This is a genomic window from Echinicola sediminis (assembly GCF_054777495.1).
The window spans coordinates 70,710-77,234 of record NZ_BAAHAP010000020.1; the positions used below are offsets into that span (position 1 = coordinate 70,710).

At 46.8% G+C, this 6,525-nt stretch carries 3 protein-coding genes; all 3 read right to left on the minus strand.

Annotated elements, in window-relative coordinates:
* Positions 1–68: 68 nt before the first annotated feature.
* The 3 genes from ACYVAA_RS07585 to ACYVAA_RS07595 are packed head-to-tail and all read right to left on the minus strand — an operon-like array spanning position 69 to position 6,163.
* Complete coding sequence (locus tag ACYVAA_RS07585) at positions 69–1,694, minus strand: RagB/SusD family nutrient uptake outer membrane protein (protein ID WP_460540129.1); 1,626 nt, start codon at positions 1,692–1,694, stop codon at positions 69–71.
* A 4-nt stretch (positions 1,695–1,698) separates the two neighbouring features.
* Positions 1,699–5,076, minus strand: a complete 3,378-nt coding sequence (locus ACYVAA_RS07590) for a SusC/RagA family TonB-linked outer membrane protein (protein WP_460540131.1) — start codon at positions 5,074–5,076, stop codon at positions 1,699–1,701.
* 55 nt (positions 5,077–5,131) lie between these two features.
* On the minus strand, positions 5,132–6,163 hold the full coding sequence (locus ACYVAA_RS07595) for a FecR family protein (protein WP_460540133.1): 1,032 nt from the start codon (positions 6,161–6,163) through the stop codon (positions 5,132–5,134).
* Between the last annotated feature and the right edge of the window lie 362 nt (positions 6,164–6,525).

Below are 6,525 nucleotides of genomic sequence, written 5' to 3' on the forward strand. Positions count from 1 at the left end.
CTTATGCAATGGAATTTAGGGTAGCGGGGCCGGTTCAGCCCCGCTACCGTTTTTTTGATTGATATATATTATTCGTAAGCTGGATTTTGAGGGTAATCCCCTGCATCTAGGGAGATGGCCGAAAGAGGAATCGGTCTGAGGATTTTGAACTCGTTATTCGCGCCTCTGAATGGATCGGTACCTGATGCATAGATTGTCCTGATGTCAGGATTCCGATCACGGGTATATTCCATCAGCTTACCGGTTCTTTTGAGGTCCATCCACCGAAACCCTTCACCGGCCAGTTCTCTGGCCCTTTCATCCATGATAAGATCCAAATCCACGGAAGAAACCTCCATGGCAGCTTCCATGCCCGGGGCTGCGGCCCTTCTTCTGACCACATTGATCCTATCCACAGCAGCTCCAAGATTGCCCGCTTGGAAGTGTGCTTCAGCAGCTATCAGGTAAGTCTCCCCCAGCCTCGCCAAATACAGATCATGCGTGTACCTAATATTGGGCAGCTGAACCCTGTCGAACTTCTTCAGTGCGGGGAAATCCGTCTGATTGAGACCATCCCACCAGTGGGGATCTATCGGAGAAATGACGGTATTGGCCCGGGTAGGGGAAGCCGCTCTCCAAGCCGTAGTATCAGCCAGTTGGGCTGCAGTTCTGGGATAGTAATAATTTACCGGTGAATTGTCCGGATCCAACAGATAACCTGTATATGGACTGGTTTTAACGTTAAGGAAAGTACCCTCAAACCTGGTGTCATTATCATCGAATAAAGTCAAGAGGTACTCGGTAGGGTGAAGGGTATTCTTTTTGTTTACCCCGTCATTGCTTCCCTGTACCAAAGGTCCCCAAGGATAATCCCAGTTATGTGCAGGGGAATTTCTGGTAGAACCGTCCGCATACTGAATGGACCAGAGCACCTCTTCGTTATTGTCATTTTGATAAGCAAACAGCTCATCAAAACTCAGGTTGAGTCCTTGCCCCCCAATGGCTGCATCAGCCAAGGTCGCCGCTTGGGCAAAGTCAGCTGCAGAGCCACCATTTGCCGTATCATAACCCCTGGTCAAATAAACTTTGGCCAAGATATGCTGGGCCACCCGCTTGGTCACCCTACCAAAATCTCCCTGTGAATCAGGCAAGCCATCAATTGCTGCTTCCAGCTCGGAAATAATAAAGGCATACACCTCGCTGGCAGGGGTTCGGTCAAAGTGCACGATCGGCTCGGTAACCAAATCCGTCACCAAACTCACATCCCCAAAGTGCTGAACCAAGATGAAGTAAAAGAAAGCCCTGATGGTTCTCAATTCTGCTACCCTGGTGGCCAGTTCAGGAAAACTTTCGGTGCTATTGGCATACTCCAAAGCCATATTGTTGATTTGGATACTTTGGTAGGTGGTACGGAACAAGTCCTCCACCTCGCTGTTTCCCGGGGTCAGTGTCTGATAAGAAGACAGCCCCAAAGGCACTTCAGAGTGCGTATTGAAAAACAGGTCCGTACCTGCACAGAATATATAAGGTGTAGGCTGATATACATCCCGTAGGGAAGCATAGGCTGCGTTTACCAAGCCTTCATACCCAGCCTGGGTCCCGTAATAGTTCTCCGCGGTGGTATTCCCCAGGTTCTCCTCCTCCAAAAATCCTGAACAGCCTACTAGCATCAGCCCTGTCAGGATAGTGTATATTTTTGATTTTATCCTTTTCATCTCTTTAGAATTTAATGTTAGTACCTATCTGATAGATTGCATAGGAGGTATTGGTCGCATCCACTCCCGACATTTCTGCTCCTGCCCACTCTGGATCAAAGCCATCATAGCTGGTAAAAAGGAAGGGGTTCAGCGCATTGACATAGACCCTCATATCGGATATTCCAAGTTTTGAAAGTGCATTTGGCGGCAAATTATATCCTAAGGTGATGTTTTGAACCCTTACAAATGAGGCATCCTTATTATACCCGGGATAGCCATAATCCTCCGCGTCCTCTCCATAATACTGTCCCATATAAGAGGCCTGGGGGTACTCATTGGAATACCTTGGCTCCGTGATAGGGTTTTCCCTGACATAGAAAGGCACATCCAGAATCACCCTACTGTTGAAATCGGTAAATTCGGTATGGAAAGGGCTGTACTGCAGGACTCCCTGCTTGGTATAAACCGTTCCCGAAAGATCCCAGTTCTTGTACCTAAAAGTGGTGGAAAACGTGCCGATCCAATCTGGAGCGGGAGATCCCAACACGGCCATATCATTATCGATATCGATGTTACCATCTCCGTTCAGGTCCTTCACTTTGGCCGTTCCTTCCATGGCCTGAAGATCTTCTGGAGCCAGTTCATCCCTTTGCCATACTCCATCAAAGACCATGGCGTACACCACATTGACAGGTTGGCCTATAAACCATCTGTTGGGCACATCATCCTCTTTGGCTCCATACAGCTCCACGATTTTGTTCTTGTTCCTGGAGAAGATAAAGCTGGTCTCCCAGGAGAAATCACCACGCTCAATGTTCACGGTTTTCAACAGCACTTCCACCCCTTTATTGCTTACTGAGCCCACATTGTCGATCATGCTCGCCCAACCTGTAGGCATGGCCAGCTTGCGCTCCATCAACAGGTCAAGGGAAAGCCTGTCGTACACGTTCAGTTCACCGGAAATCCTGTTATTGTACAATCCGAAGTCAAGCCCAAAATTCCATTCTCTTGTTTTTTCCCATGTCAGGTCAGAATTGGAAATGGCGTTTGGAATAAAACCATCGGCAGTTCTTCCGTCCCAATCATAATACGTCTGTCTGTTTAGGGAAGACTGTGTGGAGTATGCAGGGATATTATTGTTTCCTGTGTATCCGTAGCTAACCCGGAGCTTCAGGTCGTTTACTTGGGGCACCTCTTTCAAAAATGGCTCTTCGGTCATTCTCCAGGCCACCGCAGCAGATGGGAAAGATGCCCATTTGTTGCCTTCGGCCAATTTGGAGGAACCGTCCCAACGGATGGTAGCCGTCAGCAAATACTTGTCCTTGTAGGAATAGTTGGCCCTGTTGGTAAAGGAAAGCAGCGTGCTCTTATTGAACCCAGAGGTAGCGTCCCGCTGTGGAGCACTTTGTACATTGTACCAAAGCGAAGCAAAAGGGACATCTCTACCATAGGCAAAGGCATTTTCCATGCGGTCCATCTGTGAGGACTGGATGAAATCATAGGAGATTCTATGGTCCTCGTTTATTTCTTTGGTGATGTTCATTTGGTTATCCCAGATGTAAGAAAGACTGTTGTCATTCCACATTCTGGCTACGGAGATGGACCTGGTGGCAAAGCGGTCAAAGTATTCCCCACTTCTCTGGAACCTCGCATTGGGAGAGAAGGTGGACCGGAAAGTAATGCCCTTCACTGGACTGAATCGCAGGTAAAAATTGGTGATGGCATAAAACTGCTCCACATTATATTGCGAACCACTCTCCAAGTATGCATAAGGGTTGACATTACCGGAGATGCCCACCATGGGAGATTGCACCGTATTGCCCTCTCTATCGGTGGCCGGGGCATAGTTTGGCATTCTGAACAACTGCCGGGTATACCCTTGTCTTGAAATCAACTCCCTGTCAGAATAAGCCAGGTTAATATTGGCCCCCATCGCGAACTTGTCGCTTGGACGGGCATCGATACTTGCCTTGAAATTGTACTTTTTGAAGTATTGGCCTTCGGCATTTCCATTATCTCCCTGATAACCGACTCCTAACACATAGCTTACGTTTTCATTTCCACCAGAGGCAGAAACAAAATGGTTCTGCTGAACACTTGGCTTAAGGAGTTCACCCAGCCAATCGGTCCCCCTTCTATTGGATAGGGCCTCTTCCCAATAATTGACCCCGTCTTCACCGATTACATTGGGAAAGCCGTATGTGAGAGAAGGCACGATCGGATTACCTAACACAAGGTCCCTCGCGATGTTACGGTGCCTGTTCCAAAGAATACTCTCATCATAGCCGTTAAGGAAATCCGGCATATTGGTGATGGTCCTCACTCCCACAAAACCTGAATAGGTAAAGGAAGGTTGTTGGTTTCTGATGCCCTCCCCGGAGCGGGTGGTCACAATCACCACACCATTGGATCCTCTGGAACCATAGATGGCGGTAGACGAAGCATCCTTAAGGATATCTATCCGTTCGATGTCGTTTGGATTAAGGAAGCTGATATTATCTGTCATCACCCCATCCACTACATACAGCGGGACTCCGCCTGAAAGAGAGTTAGCACCCCGGATCTGGATGTCAAATTCTGCACCTACCGAACTGGTTCTTTGGGTGATGTTGACCCCTGCAGCATTGGCCTGCAACGCTTTCATGGGACTTGTGGCCCCCACACTGTTGAGCTCCCTATTGCCTATAGAGGATACCGCACCTGTCAAATCCTTCTTCTTGACCTCACCGTATCCGACCACGACCACTTCCTCCAGCGCAGAGACATCACTCTGCAAAATAATATCGATGGTAGAGCGGTTTTCAACCGGGACTCTTTGGCTTTCATAGCCGATAAAGGAAACGATAAGAATGGTCCCATCGGGAACATCTATGCTGTAGTTTCCTTCAATATCCGTCACTGTTCCTATTCCGGTCCCTTCCACCAAAACAGAAGCACCAGGCAAAGGCCCCCCCTCATTGTCGGTTACTTTTCCCTTTACCGTGATATCCTGGACTTCTTCAATTTGGGTATCCTCCTGTTTTTCGATTCTGACATTGATCTGGTCGTCTACCTGCTTGAACCTAAGCTGGGACTCCTGGGATATTTCCAGCAGCAGGTCATACAGACGCACATTGTTTCTGCGGATCGTAAACCGGTCTTCCTGACTGACTACTTTCCGGTCATAGACAAACTTAAAACCTGTTGCCTGTTCGATTTTGTCAAATACTTCTTTGGCACCTGCCCGATCAAAGCTGACCGACAAGAGTACATTCAAGTCTTTCTCCTGGCTGTTTAAGGCGATCATCTCTGCCGAAAAACCCACTTGCAGGTGTGCTGATTGAGCAGGTCCCGAATAGACCAGATTGCCCAATAGCATCGCTCCGCAAAGCCAGCGGAATTTCAGTAATTTTTCTTTCATAATTTTGGGTCGTTAATTGTTAAAACTGTTATCTGTGGGTATTATTAGGTGGTGCTTAGTCAAATTTTAGGGTTACATTTTTTCCTTCTATTTTATATTTAACATCGTACATAAACTGCAGACCGATCAGGATATCCTCCAGCTTTTCATTTTTATACCGGCCATTTACTTTCCAGTCTTTTGGTGTACTGCCATAGATTTGGAAATCCACCCCATACCATTTGCTCAGCCTGTCCACAAATTCATCAAAGGCTGTATCCTCAAAGATGATCACCCCTTCTTTCCAAGCGGTAACCCTGGAAATGTCAAATGGACCGATAGCAATCTGTTCCTGACGAACATCATATTTTAACTGCTCCCCGGGGCTCAGGAAATGATCCGGATTATTGGGCACGCGGACTTTTACTTTTCCCTCCACCAGGGAAACTTTTGTCTCATGGCTAAATTTGGAAGCTCTCACATTGAAAGACGTCCCAAGAACCACTGTCTCCATATCTCCTGCCTTTACCATAAAGGGTTTGGAAGGATCATGGGTCACATCAAAAAACGCCTCCCCTTCGAGGACCACCTGTCTATGATCACCTTCAAAATGCTCCGGAAACTGCAACTTGCTCTCGTAATTCAGATGAACCACCGTTCCATCGGGAAGGGTAAGGACAGATTTTCTTCCCCTTGGGTTTTCCGATACGTTCCAAGCGATTTCCTCTTCCACGGGCTTCATCGAAACGTCTAAAAATTCCCCGGCAATGAGTGCGATCATCACGCTAAAAACTAGGATGGCTGCAACTTTTAACCATTGTCCAAAAGGCCTCTGAGAAGAATAGGACCTAGGCTTCCCCAAACCATCCTCCGCTGCGATCACCTTGTTCAGCATGTCCTCCAGCTCATCCTCGGCCAACTCATGCTTGCCAAACTGAAGCCGCTGAACAAATTCCTTCGCCTGCAAAAACTCCCCGGTATGCTGAGGATGTTGCTGTAGCCACTTCTGCCAAAAAACACTTGCTGCACCCTTGGGGTTTTTCACCCAATCGACAAAATCCTTCTTGGCTATTAACTGATAGAATATTTTATTTTTATCGCTATCCACCTTGTTTACTTCTTTTATTACTACAAGAACAGAACTTTGGAAATGATACCGGGTTGGAGGAAAAATTTTTATTTATTTTTTTTTAAAGTCTTAATAGAATGGATTGGAGGGCATTTCTTGATGAAAAACGTATATCAAATACGACACTTCTAGTGTAAACATATCGATTAAATACTGCATTCTCGATCTCCGCCTTATGTGTCCTACATGAATCCGCAAAGACAGCTTTGACTCTATTAATAAGAAGGATAGTTTTCGAAAAATTGGATTCTTCCTTCCAGTAGGCAAGATAAACCATTAGACAAACCTCGCCTACAGGAGACAGTTAACCGATTAAACAAGAAGGTGACTACGAAAAGTAT